Source organism: Agrococcus sp. KRD186, assembly GCF_017168255.1.
Classification (GTDB): Bacteria; Actinomycetota; Actinomycetes; order Actinomycetales; family Microbacteriaceae; genus Agrococcus.
On record NZ_JABFAP010000001.1, the window covers coordinates 1373517 to 1391219 of the forward strand.

General features: G+C 72.8%; 20 protein-coding genes. 11 read left to right on the forward strand and 9 right to left on the reverse strand.

Features of this window, described 5'->3' with window-relative positions; translation table 11 throughout:
* The first annotated feature begins 61 nt into the window (after nucleotides 1–61).
* A complete protein-coding gene (locus J1M46_RS06605) occupies nucleotides 62–280 on the forward strand; it encodes a DUF3107 domain-containing protein (protein ID WP_206447096.1) in 219 nt (72 codons plus the stop codon).
* Nucleotides 280–585 (forward strand): hypothetical protein, encoded by a 306-nt coding sequence (locus J1M46_RS06610; RefSeq protein ID WP_206447097.1) that lies wholly within the window; start codon nucleotides 280–282, stop codon nucleotides 583–585. The genes J1M46_RS06605 and J1M46_RS06610 overlap by 1 nt, the downstream gene beginning before the upstream one ends.
* A 22-nt stretch (nucleotides 586–607) precedes the next feature.
* On the opposite strand, the gene J1M46_RS06615 is transcribed toward J1M46_RS06610, so the two are convergent.
* Complete coding sequence (locus J1M46_RS06615; protein ID WP_206447098.1) at nucleotides 608–1333, reverse strand: ferritin-like fold-containing protein; 726 nt, start codon at nucleotides 1331–1333, stop codon at nucleotides 608–610.
* Nucleotides 1334–1371: 38 nt separating this feature from the next.
* Here J1M46_RS06615 and J1M46_RS06620 point away from each other — a divergent pair, with 38 nt between their 5' ends.
* Nucleotides 1372–2994: a DEAD/DEAH box helicase gene (locus J1M46_RS06620; RefSeq protein WP_446698566.1), complete on the forward strand. Its 1623-nt coding sequence runs from the start codon at nucleotides 1372–1374 to the stop codon at nucleotides 2992–2994.
* A gap of 95 nt (nucleotides 2995–3089) precedes the next feature.
* Here the strand turns inward: J1M46_RS06620 and J1M46_RS06625 are convergent, their stop codons facing one another.
* Nucleotides 3090–4001 carry a PHP domain-containing protein gene (locus J1M46_RS06625; RefSeq protein ID WP_206447100.1) on the reverse strand — a complete coding sequence of 304 codons (912 nt, stop codon included), beginning with the start codon at nucleotides 3999–4001 and terminating at the stop codon, nucleotides 3090–3092.
* 133 nt (nucleotides 4002–4134) lie between these two features.
* Between J1M46_RS06625 and J1M46_RS06630 the strand changes: the two genes are divergently transcribed.
* Nucleotides 4135–5157, forward strand: coding sequence for an endonuclease/exonuclease/phosphatase family protein (locus J1M46_RS06630; protein WP_206447101.1), 1023 nt, complete (start codon nucleotides 4135–4137; stop codon nucleotides 5155–5157).
* Between the two features lie 122 nt (nucleotides 5158–5279).
* On the opposite strand, the gene J1M46_RS06635 is transcribed toward J1M46_RS06630, so the two are convergent.
* From J1M46_RS06635 to J1M46_RS06645, 3 genes are all read right to left on the reverse strand, one after another.
* On the reverse strand, nucleotides 5280–5984 hold the full coding sequence (locus tag J1M46_RS06635; RefSeq protein ID WP_206447102.1) for an esterase/lipase family protein: 705 nt from the start codon (nucleotides 5982–5984) through the stop codon (nucleotides 5280–5282).
* On the reverse strand, nucleotides 5981–6799 hold the full coding sequence (locus J1M46_RS06640) for an alpha/beta fold hydrolase (protein WP_206447103.1): 819 nt from the start codon (nucleotides 6797–6799) through the stop codon (nucleotides 5981–5983). Before J1M46_RS06640 ends, J1M46_RS06635 begins: the two co-directional genes overlap by 4 nt.
* A gap of 177 nt (nucleotides 6800–6976) precedes the next feature.
* Nucleotides 6977–8308 carry an MFS transporter gene (locus tag J1M46_RS06645; RefSeq protein WP_206447104.1) on the reverse strand — a complete coding sequence of 444 codons (1332 nt, stop codon included), beginning with the start codon at nucleotides 8306–8308 and terminating at the stop codon, nucleotides 6977–6979.
* Nucleotides 8309–8367: 59 nt separating this feature from the next.
* Here J1M46_RS06645 and J1M46_RS06650 point away from each other — a divergent pair, with 59 nt between their 5' ends.
* Nucleotides 8368–8946, forward strand: a complete 579-nt coding sequence (locus J1M46_RS06650; protein WP_206447105.1) for an ArsR/SmtB family transcription factor — start codon at nucleotides 8368–8370, stop codon at nucleotides 8944–8946.
* A gap of 69 nt (nucleotides 8947–9015) precedes the next feature.
* Complete coding sequence (locus J1M46_RS06655; protein WP_206447106.1) at nucleotides 9016–10500, forward strand: aminopeptidase P family protein; 1485 nt, start codon at nucleotides 9016–9018, stop codon at nucleotides 10498–10500.
* Nucleotides 10501–10658: 158 nt separating this feature from the next.
* Here the strand turns inward: J1M46_RS06655 and J1M46_RS06660 are convergent, their stop codons facing one another.
* Nucleotides 10659–11312 (reverse strand): LysE/ArgO family amino acid transporter, encoded by a 654-nt coding sequence (locus J1M46_RS06660; protein WP_206447107.1) that lies wholly within the window; start codon nucleotides 11310–11312, stop codon nucleotides 10659–10661.
* A gap of 85 nt (nucleotides 11313–11397) precedes the next feature.
* On the opposite strand from J1M46_RS06660, the gene J1M46_RS06665 reads away from it, so the two are divergent.
* Nucleotides 11398–12294 carry a LysR family transcriptional regulator ArgP gene (locus J1M46_RS06665; RefSeq protein WP_206447108.1) on the forward strand — a complete coding sequence of 299 codons (897 nt, stop codon included), beginning with the start codon at nucleotides 11398–11400 and terminating at the stop codon, nucleotides 12292–12294.
* On the opposite strand, the gene J1M46_RS06670 is transcribed toward J1M46_RS06665, so the two are convergent.
* The gene (locus tag J1M46_RS06670; RefSeq protein ID WP_342384408.1) at nucleotides 12295–13071 is read right to left on the reverse strand and encodes a general stress protein; all 777 of its coding nucleotides are present in this window, start codon (nucleotides 13069–13071) and stop codon (nucleotides 12295–12297) included.
* A gap of 87 nt (nucleotides 13072–13158) precedes the next feature.
* Here J1M46_RS06670 and J1M46_RS06675 point away from each other — a divergent pair, with 87 nt between their 5' ends.
* Genes J1M46_RS06675 through J1M46_RS06685 form a run of 3 tightly spaced genes read left to right on the forward strand, consistent with a single transcriptional unit; the run spans nucleotide 13159 to nucleotide 15980 of the window.
* Nucleotides 13159–14394, forward strand: a complete 1236-nt coding sequence (locus tag J1M46_RS06675) for a magnesium transporter MgtE N-terminal domain-containing protein (protein WP_206447110.1) — start codon at nucleotides 13159–13161, stop codon at nucleotides 14392–14394.
* On the forward strand, nucleotides 14387–14881 hold the full coding sequence (locus tag J1M46_RS06680; RefSeq protein WP_206447111.1) for a DUF1003 domain-containing protein: 495 nt from the start codon (nucleotides 14387–14389) through the stop codon (nucleotides 14879–14881). Before J1M46_RS06675 ends, J1M46_RS06680 begins: the two co-directional genes overlap by 8 nt.
* A 7-nt stretch (nucleotides 14882–14888) precedes the next feature.
* Nucleotides 14889–15980 carry an Mrp/NBP35 family ATP-binding protein gene (locus J1M46_RS06685; protein ID WP_206447112.1) on the forward strand — a complete coding sequence of 364 codons (1092 nt, stop codon included), beginning with the start codon at nucleotides 14889–14891 and terminating at the stop codon, nucleotides 15978–15980.
* Nucleotides 15981–16275: 295 nt separating this feature from the next.
* Here the strand turns inward: J1M46_RS06685 and J1M46_RS06690 are convergent, their stop codons facing one another.
* Nucleotides 16276–16647: a Sec-independent protein translocase TatB gene (locus tag J1M46_RS06690; RefSeq protein ID WP_446698567.1), complete on the reverse strand. Its 372-nt coding sequence runs from the start codon at nucleotides 16645–16647 to the stop codon at nucleotides 16276–16278.
* A gap of 105 nt (nucleotides 16648–16752) precedes the next feature.
* On the opposite strand from J1M46_RS06690, the gene J1M46_RS06695 reads away from it, so the two are divergent.
* The gene (locus J1M46_RS06695; RefSeq protein ID WP_342384304.1) at nucleotides 16753–17391 is read left to right on the forward strand and encodes an O-methyltransferase; all 639 of its coding nucleotides are present in this window, start codon (nucleotides 16753–16755) and stop codon (nucleotides 17389–17391) included.
* 69 nt (nucleotides 17392–17460) lie between these two features.
* On the opposite strand, the gene J1M46_RS06700 is transcribed toward J1M46_RS06695, so the two are convergent.
* Entirely contained in the window at nucleotides 17461–17634 is a 174-nt protein-coding gene (locus tag J1M46_RS06700) for a DUF3117 domain-containing protein (protein ID WP_092918451.1), read from the reverse strand.
* Between the last annotated feature and the right edge of the window lie 69 nt (nucleotides 17635–17703).

Here is a 17703-nt window from a genome sequence, read left to right on the forward strand (position 1 = left end):
CGGTGTTCGCCGGGCGCGGACGCGGCATGCGGCGGCGCGGCGATCGCCTATCCTCAGGAGCATGGACATCCGCATCGGCATCAAGGACTCTGCGCGAGAGATCGCGTTCGACTCGGCTCAGACCGCCAAGGAGGTCGAAGAGCTCGTGGTGGCGGCGCTCGAGTCGGGCCACCTGACGCTCGACGATGCCAAGGGCCGCCGCTACATCGTGCCCAGCACCGGCATCGCCTACGTCGAGATCGGCAGCGAGTCGACTCGCAAGATCGGGTTCGTCGCCTGATGCTGCCCATCCTGGTGCTCGTGCCGATGGTGATGGGCGCCGCGATCGGCCTGCTCGCGCGCTACCTGCTGCCGGGCCGCGAATGGGTGGGCCTGTTCCTCAATCCGCTGGCCGCTGCTGCGGCCGCCGGCCTGGTGTGGACGATCGGCGCACTCATGGGTGCGACCACCGACAACGGCTGGCTGTGGATCCTGAGCCTGCTCGCCTCGCTGATCGTGTCGATCGTGATCCCGCGTGCGCTGCCCAACCGGCGCGCGCACGCCGACGAGCGCTACCTGACCGAGCTGCGGGCGACGAAGGCCTGATCGGCCTCGCGGCCCGCGCGGCTCAGGCCGTCAGGCCCAGTTCGTCCATGCGGCGGGTGTGCGAGGCGACGATGTCGTTGAACGCCGGCTCGAGCCTGGCCTGGCTCGGCACCGCGCGGCCGGTGGCATCCGGGCCGTTCACCGCCAGGTACATCTGCAGCAGCACGTCGCCGACCAGCCGTCGGCCCCAGACCGCCATGCGGTCGGAGAGGCGCGGCGTGCCCTCGATCGCCCCGAGCAGCAGCCGCACCATGTGCGGATGGGCGCTCTCGCCGCGCAGGGCGCGCAGCATGGCGTCCTGATCATCCTCCGGCAGGCCGGGCACGATCGCGACGAAGAAGTCCTCCAGCAGGCCGGACGCGACGTGGATGGCGAGCAGCTGCTCGTACCAGTCGGCGCCGTCGATCGCGCGGGTGAAGTCACGGGTGGACTCCGTGAACGGCCGCAGTGCCGCATCCGCCTCGACGTCCTCGCCGTCCAGGATGCGCGCGAAGGCGCCTGCGCGGCTCGCGTGGATGCGCACGACCTCGGCGAGCGCGATGCGAGCCTCGAGCGATGGCGCCTGCTCGAGCACGCCGCCGGCCTTGGCGACCAGGGCGAGCTCGAGCGCGAGCGCCTGGCCGACGAAGGGCACCAGCGCGGGCCGCACGTCGGAGAGCAGCACCCTGTCGCCGAGCACCGGCGCCCGGTGCTGCCGCAGGAGCTGGCGCGTCACGTCGCGCGGCGTCCGGTCGAACCACTTCACCACGTCCAGGAGTCTAGGGGCGAGGCGGAGCCTTCCGACGCATGCCGCCGGTAGGATCGTCGGAGCATACGAACAGGCGGAACACTCCTTTGACTTTCCAAGACCTCAACATCGACGCCGACATGGTCCAGGCGCTCGCCGACCGCGGCATCCTCGAGCCCTTCCCGATCCAGCAGCAGACGATCCCCCTCGCGCTGTCCGGCCAGGACATCATCGGCCAGGCCAAGACCGGCACCGGCAAGACCTTCGCCTTCGGCCTCCCCCTCTCCCAGCGGCTGGGCCCGACGCCCGAGCCGGGCGTGCAGGCGCTCATCGTCGTGCCGACGCGCGAGCTCGCCGTGCAGGTGACCGAGGACATGGAGCTCATCACCTCCAACCGTCCGACGACGGTCGTCTCCATCTACGGCGGCAAGGCCTACGAGGGCCAGATCGACCAGCTGAAGGCCGGCGCCCAAATCGTGGTCGGCACTCCCGGCCGCCTCCTCGACCTCGTGCAGCAGCGCATCCTCGACCTCTCCAAGGTCAAGGTGATGGTGCTCGACGAGGCCGACCGCATGCTCGACCTGGGCTTCCTGCCCGACGTCGAGAAGCTCTTCTCCAAGGTGCCGGAGGTGCGGCACACGATGCTGTTCTCGGCCACCATGCCGGGTGCGATCGTGGCGCTCGCGCGCCGCTTCATGTCGCGCCCGCTGCACATCCGTGCCGCCGGCGTCGACGAGACCATCGCGCAGGCGAACATCGAGCACATCGTCTACCGCGCGCACTCGCTCGACAAGGACGAGGTCGTCTCGCGCATCCTGCAGGCCGAGGGGCGCGGCAAGATCGTCGTGTTCACGCGCACCAAGCGCGCTGCCTCGCGGCTCACCGAGGAGCTCATCGACCGCGGCTTCAACGCCACCGCCGTGCACGGCGACATGAGCCAGGAGGCGCGCGAGCGCGCGATGGCGCAGTTCAAGGCCGGCAAGAAGGATGTGCTGGTCGCCACCGACGTCGCCGCGCGCGGCATCGACGTCGACGACATCTCGCACGTCATCAACCACACGCTCCCCGAGGACGAGAAGGCCTACCTGCACCGCGTGGGCCGCACGGGTCGCGCCGGCCGCACCGGCATCGCCGTCACCTTCGTCGACTGGGACGACCTGCACAAGTGGGCGCTGATCGACCGCGCGCTCGAGTTCAACAGGCCCGAGCCGGTCGAGACCTACTCATCGAGCCCGCACCTCTACAGCGACCTGAACATCCCCCAGGGCGTCAAGGGCCGTCTCACGACGACCCCGCCCAACAAGGAGGCCAAGCGCGAGGGCGTCGCTCCCGGCGCCCGCAGCGAGCGCGGCGGTCGCGGTGGCGAGCGCAGCAGCCGCGACGGCCAGCGCAGCGGTGAGCGCAGCGGCAGCAGCGAGCGCACCGAGGGCGAGGGCCGGCGTCGGCGCAGTCGCGGCGGCCGCGGTCGCTCCGGCAGCGGCGAGGGCCAGCAGACGGATGCGTCGACGCAGTCGCGCGACCAGCAGTCCGGTGGCGAGAGCGGCGCACAGGTCGAGGGCCGTGGCACGCACGACGGCGGCGGCAGCGAGCACCACGACGGTAACGCGGCGCCGCGGCGCCGCCGACGCCGCCGCTCCGGCGGCGGTGGCGGCGCGAACGCGCCCCAGGCTCCGCAGGCCTGACGTCCAGCGAGCATCGAACGGCCGTCCCGCAGCAGCGGGGCGGCCGTTCTGCATCCCGCCCGTGCGTGCGGCCCCGCATGTGACTGGCGGCCCCCTCAGACCGGCAGCACGGGCGCCCAGCCGGTCGCGCGGCGCACGATCTCGGCGACCACCGCCGCATCGGTGGTGTGCTCCCCCAGCCGGTTCGGCTTCCCCGAGCCGTGGTAGTCGCTGGAGCCGGTCACCAGCAGATCGAGCCGCTCGGCATCGGCGAGCAGCCGCCGACGGTCGCGCTCGTCGTTGTCGCGGTGCCACACCTCGACCCCGTCCAAGCCGGCCGCGACCAGGTCGCCGAGCGCACCCATCCGCAGCACCGGCCTGCCCCTGCCGCCCGGGTGCGCCAGCACCGACACGCCGCCGGCATTGCGGATGATGGCGATCGCCTCCTCGGGCGCAGGGGCGCGGTGCGGCTGGTAGTAGCCGCCCTGCCAGTGCAGGATGCCCTCGAATGCCGCCGAGCGATCGGTGACGATGCCGAGCGAGACGAGCGCGTCGGCGATGTGCGGTCGGCCGATCGTCGCCCCCGGCGCCGAGTGCTGCTCGACGTGGTGCCAGGTGAGCGGGTAGTCGCGGCCGATCGCGTGCACCATGCGCTCCGCGCGGGTGATGCGCTCGGCGCGGATGCGCTCGCGCTCGCCCATGAACGCGGCCGACTCCGGGTCGAGCAGGTAGCCGAGCACGTGCACGCTCGCCGGACCGATCTGGGAGGAGAACTCGACCCCGGGCAGCAGCGCGATGCCGCAGGCGTGCGCAGCCGCGGTCGCCTCGACCCAGCCGGAGACGGTGTCGTGGTCGGTGAGCGCGACGACGCCGAGCCCCGCGGCCACGGCGGCGCGCACGACGTCACCCGGCGCATCCGTGCCGTCGGACTCGCGCGAGTGCACGTGCAGGTCTGCCGGGCCGGCGGCAGCCCAGTCGAAGGCCGCTGGGCCCGCCTCGCCGGCACTCGCCAGACCGTCTCGCTCCATGCCGTCAGCCTACGCTCGCGCGCCGGCACCGATCCCCGCTACCGATCCCCGCCACCGGTCACCGCCCAGGGGCGTCTCGCCTGCGCTCGCGAGCCCTCGGCGCGGCCCCGAGCGCATCGCCTACGCTCGCAGGGTGCTCGCGATCCTCGGCTGGCTGCTCGCCCTCGTCATCGCGGCGTGCCTGACGGTCGCCGCGTGGCCACAGGCGTTCGGTCTCGAGCAGGCCCCGGTCGTCGCGCAGGTGGTCTCGATGCGCGTCGGCGTGGTCGGCATCGCACTGGTGCTGCTCGTGCTGTTCCTCTGCTTCGTCGGGTGGAAGCGGGTGCGCCCGTTCGTGCTCGGCGTCGTCGCGCTGCTGCTCGTGTTCAGCCTGGTCTCCGGCGGCATCCACGTCGCGCGCGGCCTCGACACCTCCCAGCGCATCGACGGCGAGACCGACGACCTCATCGTGCTCACCTGGAACACCCTCGGCGACGAGCCCGGCGCCGACGAGATCGCCCGCATCATCGACGAGACGGGGGCGGATGCGGTGATGCTGCCCGAGACGACGCAGGCGCTGGGCGTCGGGGTCGCCGAGCGCCTCCGCGAGCGCGGCAATCCCTTCTGGGTGCTGACGAACGGCTACTCCCCCAGCTACGGCGCGCTCAACACCACCCTGCTCGTCTCGAGCGCGCTCGGCGAGTACCGCGCTGACGAGACGGTGGGCGGCACGCGCACGCTCCCGACCGTGATCGCCCGGCCGGTCGACGGCGACGGTCCGGTGCTGGTCTCGACGCACCCGGTGGCGCCGGTGCCGCAGCAGATGCGCAACTGGCGCGCCGATCTCGAGTTCGTCGCCGGGCTGTGCGACGGCTCCGACTCGGTGGTGATGGCTGGCGACTTCAACTCGACCGTCGACCACTGGTGGCAGTTCCGCACCGAGCTCGACGACGGCGGCATGGGCGATCTGGGCGTCTGCCGCGATGCGGCCTCGGCGGTGGGCGCCGGCGCGGTCGGCACGTGGCCGACCTGGGCGCCGCCGTGGCTGGGCGCCACCATCGACCATGTGGTGGCGACCCCCGACTGGACGCCCGTCGCGGCGCGCGTGCTCACGGGCCTCGACGACTCGGGCACCGACCACCGCCCGGTGCTGGTGCAGCTGCGCCGCACCGGCTGACGCGCGCCGCGCTCGCCCCCGCTGCCGTCCATCAGCCGATTGAGGGGTTCATGCAGGAGTGACGCATCACTCCTGCACCGAGGCCTCATTCCTCGGCTGCGGCGGGCGATGGCGCCGTCGGGTCAGCGGGTGAGGTCGTCGATCGCGGCGAGCACCGCGCGGGCGGCCTCAGCGGTCGCGAGCGGCCGGAAGTGGCCGTTCGCGCGCAGCCGCACACCGGTGACGCCCTCGGGGATCTGATTGCCAGGGATGTGCGGGTCGATCTCAGGCAGCACCACCCGGATGCGCAGATCGGCGCCGCGCTCGGCCGCCAGGGCGAGCAGGCGCGCGTTCGTCGGGTCGAACTCGCGGATCGCGGCGGCGCGCATCAGCCGCGCCCGGCTGGAGCCCGCGAACGGCGTCGCGAGCGCCACCAGCCCCGCCGGCTGCGGCAGCCCGGGCCGCAGGGCCCGGTCGATCAGCAGCCGCTTGCCGGTCAGCCCGCCCTTCGAGTGGCCGACGAGCACGATCTGCGCCTGCGGATGCGTCGCGGCGACCCGGTCGACGGCGGCCGCCAGGAGCGCGGCGGCCTCGCGCACCGGCATCAGGTGGCGGCCGAGCTCCGGCAGGAAGTGCACCGCGTGACCAGCCGCCACGAGCCGCTTGCCGAGCGGCTCCATGAACCGCCAGCGCTCCACGACGCCGGGGATGAGCACGCAGTGCACCCGCGCCCCGGGCATCCCGGTCACCCTCGGCGGCCGGGGGTCGAGCGTCGAGCGCAGGTGCTTGCGCGCCGCGAACGCGTAGTCGCGCGCCCAGACGGCCACCTCGCGGGCAGTGATCGTCATCGCGCGAACTCCTCGATCATGCGCGAGACCGGCTCGGCACCGGTGATCATCGCCTCGTGACCCTTGCCCTCCGCGGTGCGCAGCCGGCCGTCGGGCAGCAGCGCCGCGACCTGCTCGACCCAGCCGCGCGGCGAGACGCGGTCCTCTTCGCCCCGGATCACCAGCGTCGGCTGCGCGATGCGCGGCAGCAGGGGGCGGATGTCGTGGTCGAGCATGGTGCGCAGCTTGCGCAGGTACCAGCGCGGCCCGGCCTGCAGGTAGAGCCGGGCGCCGACGGCGGCGACGATGAGCGGATCGTTGGCGAGATCCTGCAGCAGCCGCAGCGCCTGCTTCCAGCCTGAGCGCTCGCGCGAGTTCACGGTCGGGGCGATGAGCACGAGCCGCTCGACGAGCGCCGGGTGCCGCACCGCGAGCTCGGCCACCACCTGCGTGCCCATCGAGTGGCCGACCGCGATGCACGGCATCGTCACATGCGCCTCGAGCGCCGCGGCCACGAGGTCGGCAAGCGCCGCCATCGGCAGCGACTCGGCAGGCTCGGGCGACTCGCCGAAGCCGGGCAGATCGAGCGCCACGACGTCGAAGGCATCCGCGAGCTCGGCGCGCAGCAGGCCGAAGTACTGCTGCCCCATGCCGATGCCGTGCACCAGCACCACCCTCGGCGCTCCGGGCTTCCGCCAGCGATGCACGACCACGACGTGGTCGCCCTCCGCATGCGTGGAGGTGACGGAGCCCGCCGAGCCGTCAGCCGCCTCGCGCCACTCGGCGAGGCTGGTCGGCCTGGGCGGGGGCGCCCCCGCGGCACGCTGATTGCGCATCCTGCCAGCGTAGGGCGGCGCAGCGACACATCCGATCAGTGCCCCGCTCCCGATCAGTGCCCCCTCCCGATCAGGGCTGCGCGACCGATCAGGGCTGCGCGACCGATCAGGGCTGCGCGACCGATCAGGGCTGCGCGACCGATCAGGGCTGCGCGACCGATCAGTGCCGACTACCGATCAGTGCTCCGCGTCGGGCAGCTCCCGCATCGTCCAGAACGGCCCGATCACGACGCACAGGGCGGCGAGCAGCTGCCCGACCGCGCCGATCCACATGGTGGGCACGACGCCGATCCAGGTGCCGAGCACACCGGCGAGCAGCGCCGCGATCGGCATCACGCCCCACACGCAGAAGCGCACGGATGCGTTCATGCGGCCGAGCAGGCGGGGCGGCGTGATGCGCTGCCGGAAGGTGACCTGGGTGATGTTGTAGAGCAGCACGGTGAAGCTGCCGACGAACATCTGCGCGACCAGCAGCGGGAAGGCGACCGCCGGGAAGGTGGCCGCGAGCGGCAGGAAGCACGCGACCACGCCGAAGCCGATCGCGCTGACGGGGATCGCGCGCCCCTCGCCGATCCAGCGCACGATGTGCGGGGTGGCCGCGGCACCGGCGAGGCCGCCGATCGAGCCGAGCGAGAAGATGACGCCCATCGCGGCCGGAGTCAGGCCCAGCTCGCGCAGCAGGAAGATCGGCAGCAGCGTGAAGGAGAGGGTGCTGAAGAAGTTGGAGATGCCGGTGGTGCCGACGATGCGCCGCAGCAGCGGGTTGCCGAGCACCCAGCGCAGCCCCTCCCCGATCTCGCGCAGGATCGGCTCGTGGTCGTCGGCCGCGCGCGGCTGCTCGTGATCGCGGGTGAGCAGCAGGGCGATGAAGGACGCGAGGTAGGTGCCGACGGTCGCGAGGATCGCGAAGGGCGCGGTGATGATGCCGATCAGCCAGCCGCCGATGGCAGGGCCGCCGATGTTGGCGAGCTCGCGCGTGGCCTCGAGCTTGCCGTTGGCCTCGGCGATCTGGCTCGGCCGCACGAGCGAGGGGATGATCGACTGGTACGACACGTCGAAGAAGACCGTCGCGACCCCGACCACGAGCGCGACGGCGTAGAGGTGCCACATCTCGAGCACGCCGGCCCACCACAGCAGTGGCAGGGCGGCGAGCGCGGCCGCACGCACCGCATCCGCCCAGATCATCACGCGGCGCTTGCGCATCCGGTCGATCCAGGCGCCGGCGGGCAGGCCCACGACCAGGAAGGCGGCGACGCCCGCGGCGTTCAGCAGGCCGACCTCGAACTCGGTCGCGTGCAGCAGCAGCACCGCGAGCACCGGGATGGCGAGCTCGGTCACCTGCGAGCCGACCTGCGCGAGGGCCTGCCCCGACCACATGGTGAGGAAGTTGCCGTCGCGCCACAGCGAGCCCTTCGGCGCGTCGCGCACCGCGGTCGGCGCGGCGGCCTCGACGGAGCTGTCGTCGGAGGGCTGCGGGACCTCTGCCGTCGAGTCGGGTGATTGGGACATGCCAATCAGTATGCGCGCATGATTGAGAACTGTCAATCGCTTTGACTACGATGGGAGCCATGACCGAGGAGAGCGAGCGCGCGGCCGTCGTGCGCGATGCGGCGCCCGGCGAGGATCGCATCACCCTGCACGCCAGCGACGACGCCGAGCAGCAGGCGATGGCGCGGGCGCTCAGCTCGCCGCTGCGGCTGCGCGTGCTGCGGCTGTGCGCGTTCGAGGCGCGCACCAACAAGGAGCTCGCTGGCCTGCTGCGCGTCAATCCCGGCACGATGCTGCACCACGTGCGCACGCTCGTGCAGACCGGCTTCCTCGCCGCCGAGCCCGAGCGCGCCGGCGCCGGCGGGGCGCGTGAGGTGCCGTACCGGGCCACCGGGCTCTCCTGGCGCACCTCGATTCCGGGCGGCTCCCCGGTGCTGGTGGAGACCTTCCTGCAGCAGATCGACGGCCTTGCGCCCGACGAGCTCGACGTGTCCTGGATGGGCCTCAAGGTCAACGCCGAGCACCGCGAGGAGCTGCAGCAGCGGCTCTACGAGCTGATGAACGAGTTCAAGGAGCGCGGGCCAGACCCCGACGGCGAGACGCTCGGGCTCTTCACCGCCCTCTACGCCGACGACAACCCGCCCGCGCGGCCGGCCTGACGCATCCGCTCACCACACCCTCGCACGGCGCCGGACACACCCGTACCGGCCCGCCGCGGGGGTGGGAGGATGGTGCGCATGACCAGCGAAGCCACCACGACGCAGCACCCCGCGTCGGCCACCCCTGAGAACACCAACCGCTCGACGACCCCCACCTCTTCGGCCTTCACCGAGCACATCCAGTCGGGCTGGGCGGAGCGCGAGGCGCCGCTGCCGCAGGCCCGCGCCGCCGCCGGATTCGCCGCGCAGCGCCGCGCCGCGATCTCGGCGCTGCACCCGGGCGTGCGCCTGGTGATCCCCGCCGGCGGGCTGAAGGTGCGCTCGAACGACACCGACTACCCGTTCCGCGCGCACCCCGACTTCACCTACCTGACCGGGTGGGGTGCGGATGCGGAGGCCGACTCGGTGCTCGTGCTCGAGCCCGTCGATGGTGGCGCCGGGCACGCCGCGACGCTGTACTTCCGCGGCCCCGCCGGCCGGGGCACCACGGAGTTCTACGCCAACCCGGCGATCGGCGAGTTCTGGGTGGGCCCGCGCCCCTCGCTCGAGCACGTGGCGGCCGACCTGGGGTTGGCCGTGGCTGACCTGGCGGAGCTCGGCGCCTCGCTCGCCGGCGCGGGCGAGACGCTCATCGTCACCGGCGCCGACCCGGAGGTCGAGGCGCAGCTGCCCGCCGCGAATCCCGACGGCGATGTGCTCGCGCGCGACCTGAGTGAGCAGCGGCTCGTGAAGGACGAGCACGAGATCGCCGAGATCCAGGCTGCGGTCGACGCGACCGCGCGCGGCTTCGACGACGTGATCGCCGACCTGACCGAAGCGACGCAGCACGAGCGGGGCGAGCGCGTCGTCGAGGGCGCCTTCCACCGCCGCGCGCGGCTCGACGGCAACGCCGTGGGCTACGACACCATCGCGGCGTCGGGCCACCACGCCTGCTACCTGCACTGGACCCGCAACGACGGCGCCGTGCGCGAGGGCGACGTCATCCTGCTCGACGCCGGCGTCGAGGTCGACAGCCTCTACACCGCCGACATCACCCGCACCCTGCCGATCTCGGGTGAGTTCACCGAGGTGCAGCGCCGCATCTACGACGCGGTGGTCGAGGCGGCCGACGCGGCGTTCGCGATCGTGAAGCCCGGCATCATCTTCAAGGAGGTGCACGCGGCCGCCATGGCGGTCATCGCGCGGAAGACCGCCGAGTGGGGCGTGCTGCCGGTCTCGGCTGAGGTCTCGCTCGAGCCCGACCAGCAGCTGCACCGCCGTTGGATGGTGCACGGCACCAGCCACCACCTGGGCCTCGACGTCCACGACTGCGCGCAGGCGCGTCGCGACTTCTACCACGACGGCGTCGTTCGCGAGGGGATGGTGTTCACGATCGAGCCCGGCCTCTACTTCCAGGCCGACGACCTCACGGTGCCCGAGGAGCTGCGCGGCATCGGAATCCGCATCGAGGACGACATCCTGGTCACCGCCGACGGCGCCGTGAACCTCTCGAGCGCGATCCCGCGCACCGCCGACGAGGTCGAGGCCTGGATGCGCGAGGTGCGGGCGCGCTGACGGCGCGCGCTCCTGCCGCCGCCCTCGCACCGCCCTGCCGCCCTCGCCCTGCCACCCACGCCCTGCGCAGGTATACGGCGTGTTGCTCCTGCGGATGAGTCGCACGAGCGACACGCCCTATACCTGCGCGTGCCGGGGCGGTGGGCGGAACGTGCCGATCAGCCGGCGACGAGGGTGACGGCGATCACGAGCATCACCGCGGCGATCGTGCCGTCGAGGATGCGCCAGGCACGCTCGGTGCGCAGCAGCGGCGCCAGGTAGCGGGCGCCGTAGCCGAAGCCGACGAACCAGAGCGTGCTCGCGGCGATGCCGCCCGCCAGGAACCACCAGCGCGCGTCGCCGTGCGTGCCCGCGACCGAACCCAGCACCACCGTCGTCTCGACGAGCGCGTGGGGGTTGAGCCAGGTGACGGCGAGGATCGTGAGGAACGTCGTCATCCTGCTGCTGCGCACCCGCGTGGTCACTCCGCTGGCAACCGCTGCCGCCGCTGCGGGATCGGGCGCGGCCTCGAGCGAGCCGCCGCCGCGCCAGGCGCGACGCGCGCTCAGCAGGGCGAAGCCGATGATGAAGGCGGCGCCCGCCCAGCGCGCGAGCGTCTCCAGCCATGGCTGCGCGGTGACGAGCGTGGCGACGCCCGCGACGCCGATGGTCTGCAGGATCGCATCGCTCACGACGCACACCAGCACCACGATGCCGACGTGCTCGCGACGCAGTCCCTGCCGCAGCACGACGGCGTTCTGCGCCCCGATCGAGAGGATCAGGCCCAGGCACAGCGCGAAGCCTGACAGCAGCGCGACGATTCCCAGATCCATGGTCACGACGCTACGGCGACAATCGCATGCAGTCCAGCGAAGGTTTCTGTCGCAACATAAGCATTGCTTCATCTAGCATGTCGACATGGAGTTGCCGCTGGACCACCTGCGCACCCTCGTCGCGGTCATCGACGGTGGCACCCTCGAGCGGGCCGCCACCGTGCTGGGCGTCACGCCGAGTGCCGTGAGCCAACGCATCCGCGCGCTCGAGCAGCGCATCGGCCGCATTGTGCTTCAACGCACCAAGCCGGTCCGCCCCACCGACGCAGGCGAAGCGCTCGTGCGCATGGCTCGCCAGCTCGCGCTGCTCGAGCACGACGCGCTCGCCGCTCTCGGCGAACCGGGCACGAGCGAGCATGCTGGCGGTCCGCGCATCCCGCTGGCGGTGAACGCCGACTCCCTCATCACCTGGTTCATGCCCGCGCTCGCCACCGTCGTCGCTCAGCTGCCCGCCACCTTCGAACTGCACCGCGAAGATGAGGAACGCACGGCGCAGCTGCTGCAAGACGGCACCGTCATGGCCGCCGTCACCGCGCAGCGGGAGCCCGTGTCCGGCTGCGTCGCCACCCCATTGGGAAGCATGCGCTACGTGCCCATCGCCGAACGCGGCTTCGCCGCACGTTGGTTCCCCGAAGGCTTGACGCGGACCGCGCTCGAGGCCGCTCCGCTCGTCGACTTCGACGCCCACGACACGCTGCAGTCACGCTTCGCAGGCCGTCACGGCGCACGCGACCGAGCTCCACGGCACATCATCAGCGCATCCGCCGAGTTCGCGCAGGCGATCCGCATGGGGCTCGGCTGGGGCATGCTGCTGCCCGGTCAGTTCGAGGCGGGGGTGGCCGACGGCTCACTGGTCGTGCTCGCACACGACACGATCGAGGTGCCGCTGTGGTGGCAGCGCTGGAATCTGGTCTCGCCGCTGCTCGATCTCGTCAGCGACGCGGTCGCGGATGCGGCGCGTGCGTCCGATGCGATCGCCTGATCAGGAGGCGGGCGGGTCCTGACGCCCCTGCGGAGCCGGGCCGCTCGAGGGCACCGGTGCGCCCGATGGCTGCTCGGGTGCGCCCGCCGGCGCGGAGGCGCCGGGCTGCTCGGGTGCGCCGGGCTGCTCGGGTGCGCCGGGCTGCGCGGAGGCGCCGGGCTGCGCGGAGGCGCCGGGCTGCTCGGGTGCGCCGGGCTGCGCGGAGGCGCCGGGCTGCGCGGAGGCGCCGGGCTGCGCGGAGGCGTCGGGCTGCGCGGGCGGCACGGGCGGCGGGGCCGCCTGCAGCTGCGCCTCGGTCGGCGCGGCCGCCCCGTCGCGCTGGCCGATCACCTGCATCGCCTTGCCGGCGCTCTCCTGCGGTGCGACCACGTCGTAGCGGGCGGCCAGCACCTGCTGCGTCGAGGCGAAGTCGCGCTTGCGCCGCACGAGCGAGTGCTGCACGACCGACAGCAGGATGCCGAACGCGAGGCCCAGCAGCGGGAACACCAGCACCGAGCTCACAGCCTCCGGCACGAACAGCAGGAACAGCAGGCCCATGAAGGCGCCGAAGCCGAGCCCGCGGATGGCGCCGCGCATGGCCACCTTGCCCCAGGTGAGGCGGCCGACGATACGCTCGACGAGCTTGAGGTCGTTGCCGATGATCGCGAGCCCCGCGACGTCGGTGTCGGAGCCCGAGACCTTCGCGACCGCGGCCTGCGCCTGCGCGTAGGTCTCGAACGAGGCGACGACCACACCGTGCGGCAGGTGCTGGTCGCCGGTGGACGAACGCTGGAACATGCTCACCGCGCCAGTCTCCCACGCGAGCCCGCCGCGCCCCGGGCCGGTTCGCTCAGGGCGTGAGGCTCGCGCGGTACCTTGGTCGGCATGAGCGCACCCACCGTCTTCGTCGCCCGCCTCGCGGGTGCGGGCGTGTTCGACCCCGCGGGTGAGCGCATCGGCAAGGTGCGCGACGTGGTCACCGTGCCGCGGCAGGACGCCCCGCCGCGCGTGGTCGGCCTGGTGGTCGAGGATCGCGGCCGCCAGCGCGTGTTCCTCTCGATCGGCCGGGTGCTCTCGATCGGCGGCGGCCAGCTGATCGCCGCCACCATCAGCGACCGGCGGTTCAGCCAGCGCGGCAGCGAGCGGCTGCTGCTGGCCGACATCCTGGGCCGTCCGGTCACGCTGCAGGACGGCACCCGCGCGACGGTCGAGGATCTCTCGATCGCCGAGCGGGGTCCCGGCGAGTGGGAGGTCGACGAGCTCTTCCTCCGCAAGCCGAAGACCGGCCCGTTCGGCAAGGGTCCGACGACCCTGGCGCAGTGGCACGACGTGCTGCAGGACCGCGATGCCGAGCACGACACCGAGCACCTGCTCGCCTCGCTCGAGGAGCTGCCCGCCGCAGACGCCGCCTCGGCGATGCTCGACCTGCCGCAGCGACGCATGATGGAGGTCGCCGAGGACCTCTCCGACGACCGGCTCGCCGACATCCTCGAGGAGATGCACGAGGATCGCCAGGTCGAGATCCTGGCCTCGCTCACCGACGCCCGCGTCGCCGACGTGCTCGATCAGATGGAGCCCGACGACGCGGCCGACCTCATCGGCCACATGCCGGCAGAGCGCGGCGAGACGCTGCTCGACCTGATGGACCCGGATGAGGCCGAGGACGTGCGCATGCTGCTCTCGTTCGGCGCCGACACCGCCGGCGGCCTGATGACCACCGAGCCGATCATCCTGGCCTCCGACTCCACCGTGGCCGAGGCGCTGGCGCTCATGCGCCGCCACGAGGTCGCGCCGGCGCTGGCCGCCGCCATCTGCGTCACGCTGCCGCCGTACGAGGCCCCCACCGGCCGCTTCCTCGGCATGGTGCACTTCCAGCGGCTGCTGCGCTACCCGCCGAACGAGCGCGTCGGCACCCTGCTCGACGAGCAGATCGAACCGGTGCTCGCCAGCGACACCGCCGCCGAGGTCACCCGCCAGCTCGCCGCCTACAACCTCGTCTCGGTGCCGGTGGTGGACGAGGCCGGTCGCCTGGTCGGCGTGGTCACGATCGACGACGTGCTCGACCACATCCTGCCCGAGGACTGGCGGGCCCAGGAGCAGGAGGAGGGCGCGCATGGCTGAGCGCGACGACCGCTTCTCGCAGCCGAAGGCCGCGCGCCGCCGCATCCGGCTGCCCGAGTCGAGGGATCGCTTCGGCCGCTTCACCGAGGCGTTCGCGCGAGCGATGGGCACCCCCGCCTTCCTGATCGGCATGACGGTCTTCGTCACCTTCTGGCTCGGCTACAACTCGATCGCGCCCGCCGAGGCGCAGTTCGATCCGCAGGATCAGGGCTTCCCGCTGCTCACGCTCGTGCTCAGCCTGCAGGCCTCCTACGCCGCCCCCCTGCTGCTGCTCGCGCAGAACCGCCAGGACGACCGCGACCGGGTGCAGATCGAGCAGGACCGCCTGCGTGCCGAGCGCAACCTCAACGACACCGAGTACCTCGCGCGTGAGGTCGTCGCGCTGCGCATGGCCATGCGCGACATGGCCACGCGCGAGTTCATCCGCGCCGAGCTGAAGTCGTTCGTCGACGAGCTCGACGAGCGGCGCGAGCGCGACGCCACGTGAGCCGCCCATGACTTCCCCGATCGACCCGGCGCTGCAGCGCGCCCTCGCGACTGTCATCGACCCCGAGATCCACCGGCCGCTGGTCGAGCTCGACATGATCCCGGCCGCGACCCTCGACGCGGGCGTCGCGCGCATCCGCCTCGAGCTCACGGTGGCCGCGTGCCCCGCCGCAGACAGGATCGAGGCGGATGTGCGCCTGGCGGCCGCGTCGGTCGCCGGCGTCGAGCGCGTGGAGATCGACGTCGCCGTCATGGACCCCGCCACCCGGCAGGCCCTCGTCGAGCGGCTGCGCGGCTCGCGCCCGCAGCAGTTCGGCGCCGACACGCTCACCCGCATCATCGCCGTCGCCAGTGGCAAGGGCGGCGTCGGCAAGTCGACCGTGACCGCCAACCTCGCCGTCGCGCTCGCCGCCCGCGGGCTGGCGGTGGGCGTGATCGACGCCGACGTGCACGGCTATTCCATCCCGGCGCTGCTGGGCACCGCGGCGAAGCCCACCCGGGTCGGCGACATGATGATGCCTCCCGAGGCGCACGGGGTGCGGCTGGTCTCGATCGGCATGTTCGTCGACGGCAACCGCTCGGTCTCCTGGCGCGGCCCGATGCTGCACCGCACGCTCAACCAGTTCGTCACCGACGTCTGGTGGGGCGATCTCGACGTGCTGCTGATCGACATGCCGCCGGGCACGGGCGACGTCGCCATCTCGCTCGGGCAGCTGCTGCCGCACGCGGAGGTGCTCGTCGTCACCACGCCGCAGAAGGCGGCCGCCGACGTCGCCGAGCGCGCCGCCGAGGTGGCGCGGCAGACCGGGCAGCGGGTGCTGGGCGTGGTCGAGAACATGGCCGGTCTCCCACAGCCCGACGGCAGCCTGCTCGAGCTGTTCGGCTCCGGCGGCGGCGACGAGGCCGCGCGACGGCTCGAGGTGCCGCTGCTGGCGCGCATCCCGCTGTCGGTGGCGCTGCGCGAGGGCGGCGACGCGGGCGAGCCGGTGGTGGCTGCCGAGCCCGGCGACCCGGCAGCGGCCGCGATCATCGCGCTCGCCGAGTCGCTGCGCGGCACGCGCCGCCTGCAGGGCCGGGCCCTGCCGATCAGCCCGGCCTGACCCATCCGCCCCTGCCGCACGCCCGACGTGACCCCTCACCCCGGTCACGCACCCCGAGGTGACCACTCACCCCGGTCACGCACCCCGACGTGACCCCTCACCCCGGGCGCACCCGACGTGACCCGTCACGCCGGTCACGCACCCCGACGTGACCCCGCACCCCGGTCGCACCCGAGGACCGGTACTGGATGGTCACTTTGCCGCGCCCGAAGCGACCATGTCGTACCGGTCGTACCGGTCGTGCCGGTCGTGCCGGTCGTACCGGTCGTGCGGGGGCGCGAGCGCGCGGCTCGGGTCAGGTGGCCTCGTCGTCGAAGCGCATGGGGCCTTCGTCGCGGCGCGGCAGCGCGCTGACCGTCGCGACCGCCGAGCCGGCCGCCGCCGAGGCGAAGTCGGGCGTGGGCGCCGGCTCGTCGCGCAGCGCGTCGGCGACGATGCGCCGGGGATCGTACTGGCGCGGGTCGAGCTTCTTCCAGTCGACCTCGTCGAACTCCGGCCCCATCTCCTCGCGCATGCGGGCCTTGGCGCCGCCGGCGAGGTCGCGCAGCCCGCGCACGAGCGAGCCCAGCCGTTCCGCGAGCGCGGGCAGCCGCTCGGGGCCGATGAGGACGGCCGCGAGGATCGCGATGATCAGCAGCTTGTCGAGCGTGATGCCTGCCAGTGACACCCCACTAGGGTAGTCGAGCCGTGCCGACCAGCATGGCGCCGGCCCTCGCGGCGAGCCTGAGACAGGCGGATGCGCGGGGGCCGTACGCTCGAGGCCGGAGGAACCGTGCAGACATCACCGCTCATCGCCAAGTACCTCGACGACCTCGCCGCGGAGGACGACGTGCTCACCGGGGCGCGCGATGCCTCCGAGGAGCTGGGCATCGCGCCCGTCGAGCCCGCCGTCGGCGCGCAGCTCGCCGCCGTCGCCGCGGCCACCCAGGCGACCGCCATCCTCGAGGTCGGCACCGGTGCCGGCGTCAGCGGCCTGTGGCTGCTGCGGGGCGCGCCGGGAGCGACCCTCACCTCGATCGACACCGAGCTCGACCACCAGCAGCACGCCCGTGCGGCGTTCGGCAAGGCTGGCATCCCGGTCACCCGCGCCCGCCTCATCACCGGCAAGGCGCGCGACGTGCTGCCGCGCATGAACGAGTCGAGCTACGACATCGTCTTCCTCGATGCCGACACCGCCAGCGTGCTCGAGTACGTCGAGCACGCGCTCGCGCTCGTGCGCATCGGCGGCTCGGTGCTCGTCGCCCACGCCCTGATGGGCGGCCGGGTCGCCGACCCCGCGCAGCGCGGGGACGAGGTCGCCGACCTGCGGGCGCTGCTGAAGGAGCTCTCGACCTCGGACGCGGTGCGCGCCGCCGTCACGCCGGTCGGCGACGGCCTGCTGCAGATCGTGCGGCTGCCGGAACCCGCCTGAGACGCGCGAAGGGGCCGATCCTCTGCGGATCGACCCCTTCTGCTGCGGCCATCGTCGGCCGGTTTCGTCTCACGCGGTGACGACGACCTCGCCGAGCGCCTTGTGCAGCGCAGCAGCCTCTTCGTCGTTCACGGAGACGACGAGGCGTCCCCCGCCCTCGAGCGGGACGCGCACGACGATGACCCTGCCCTCCTTGACGGCTTCGAGCGGTCCATCGCCTGTGCGTGGTTTCATGGCGGCCATTGCGGCTCCCCCTTCAGATCCGGTGCCGCCATTCTCTCACGTCTCGGTGACGCAAGATCCCGTGTCGGC

Excerpts from the sequence above, each read along its gene's own strand:
- J1M46_RS06655 (WP_206447106.1), top strand. The coding sequence starts at position 9,016 with ATGGTGCGCATGACCAGCGAAGCCACCACGACGCAGCACCCCGCGTCG.
- J1M46_RS06650 (WP_206447105.1), top strand. The coding sequence starts at position 8,368 with ATGACCGAGGAGAGCGAGCGCGCGGCCGTCGTGCGCGATGCGGCGCCC.
- J1M46_RS06635 (WP_206447102.1), bottom strand. The coding sequence starts at position 5,984 with ATGACGATCACTGCCCGCGAGGTGGCCGTCTGGGCGCGCGACTACGCG.
- J1M46_RS06660 (WP_206447107.1), bottom strand. The coding sequence starts at position 11,312 with ATGGATCTGGGAATCGTCGCGCTGCTGTCAGGCTTCGCGCTGTGCCTG.
- J1M46_RS06620 (WP_446698566.1), top strand. The coding sequence starts at position 1,372 with ATGCCGCCGGTAGGATCGTCGGAGCATACGAACAGGCGGAACACTCCT.
- J1M46_RS06700 (WP_092918451.1), bottom strand. The coding sequence starts at position 17,634 with ATGGCCGCCATGAAACCACGCACAGGCGATGGACCGCTCGAAGCCGTC.
- J1M46_RS06665 (WP_206447108.1), top strand. The coding sequence starts at position 11,398 with ATGGAGTTGCCGCTGGACCACCTGCGCACCCTCGTCGCGGTCATCGAC.
- J1M46_RS06605 (WP_206447096.1), top strand. The coding sequence starts at position 62 with ATGGACATCCGCATCGGCATCAAGGACTCTGCGCGAGAGATCGCGTTC.
- J1M46_RS06610 (WP_206447097.1), top strand. The coding sequence starts at position 280 with ATGCTGCCCATCCTGGTGCTCGTGCCGATGGTGATGGGCGCCGCGATC.
- J1M46_RS06675 (WP_206447110.1), top strand. The coding sequence starts at position 13,159 with ATGAGCGCACCCACCGTCTTCGTCGCCCGCCTCGCGGGTGCGGGCGTG.
- J1M46_RS06670 (WP_342384408.1), bottom strand. The coding sequence starts at position 13,071 with ATGTTCCAGCGTTCGTCCACCGGCGACCAGCACCTGCCGCACGGTGTG.
- J1M46_RS06625 (WP_206447100.1), bottom strand. The coding sequence starts at position 4,001 with ATGGAGCGAGACGGTCTGGCGAGTGCCGGCGAGGCGGGCCCAGCGGCC.
- J1M46_RS06685 (WP_206447112.1), top strand. The coding sequence starts at position 14,889 with ATGACTTCCCCGATCGACCCGGCGCTGCAGCGCGCCCTCGCGACTGTC.
- J1M46_RS06645 (WP_206447104.1), bottom strand. The coding sequence starts at position 8,308 with ATGTCCCAATCACCCGACTCGACGGCAGAGGTCCCGCAGCCCTCCGAC.
- J1M46_RS06640 (WP_206447103.1), bottom strand. The coding sequence starts at position 6,799 with ATGCGCAATCAGCGTGCCGCGGGGGCGCCCCCGCCCAGGCCGACCAGC.
- J1M46_RS06680 (WP_206447111.1), top strand. The coding sequence starts at position 14,387 with ATGGCTGAGCGCGACGACCGCTTCTCGCAGCCGAAGGCCGCGCGCCGC.